At 50.4% G+C, this 800-nt stretch carries 1 protein-coding gene; it reads right to left on the bottom strand.

The window, feature by feature from the left end:
• Positions 1 to 800, bottom strand: an 800-nt coding sequence (locus Q1A08_RS21330) for an Ig-like domain-containing protein (RefSeq protein ID WP_299776418.1), incomplete at both ends; no start/stop codon positions are given.

Genomic DNA, 800 nt, shown 5'->3' with positions numbered 1-800 from the left:
TCACTGGTGGTTTCGAATAACTTAGTACCACCGTTAGCCGGATCACCATCGTAAATACGGATGGTGGCATTTTTAGGGCCGGTACCCGTAATGGTTGGGCGATCATCATTAGTGATGCCTTCATGAGCGATGGTTTCATCTGGACCACCGGCTACGGCCGGCACATCATCGATCACACTCACAATACTTGGTGCACCTGGTGTTGCCGTATCGATATCAAAGTTTAATGACGTCGTCTCATTGGATTCATTACCCGCTTTATCAACGACCTTCGCGGTTACTTTGTAGCTGCCATTGCCTAGTGCTGGACTTGGATCCGTGCTCCATGTCGCAGGGTCTCCAGGATTCGCCCCTGCCGTGAGTGCAACTCCGGTAATGGTTTGAATAATGTTGTCGTTCTCATCACGAATGATCACCGTAACGGTGGAATCCATCGCAACTTCAGCCGCATTCACTTCACCACTGAAGGTTGGGGTCGCATCATCAATCGTCGAGTTATTAACGATGGTGCCCGTTACCAAACCAACATCGTCAGTACCAATAAAGTTGGTGATGTCATCCGGTGAGGTGCGATCAACCGTAATTGAGAATGGCGCTGTACGTGCCGACTCATTACCCACATCGTCTACACTGCTCGCGGTGTAAACATGCTCACCTTCTGGCAAGGCTGTCGTCGGTGTGTACGTCCAACTGCCATCAGGCTGAACCGTCACTTCATCAACGAAGCTACCGTCTTTGTAAATACGGATGGTTTCACCCGCGGTACCGGTACCATTAATCTTCGGCGTGTTGTCATCGGT

Source organism: uncultured Pseudoteredinibacter sp. (assembly GCF_947500695.1).
Classification (GTDB): domain Bacteria; phylum Pseudomonadota; class Gammaproteobacteria; order Pseudomonadales; family Cellvibrionaceae; genus Pseudoteredinibacter.
Note: the sequence above shows the minus strand (reverse complement) of the source record. Positions and strands in the feature narration are given on the sequence as shown.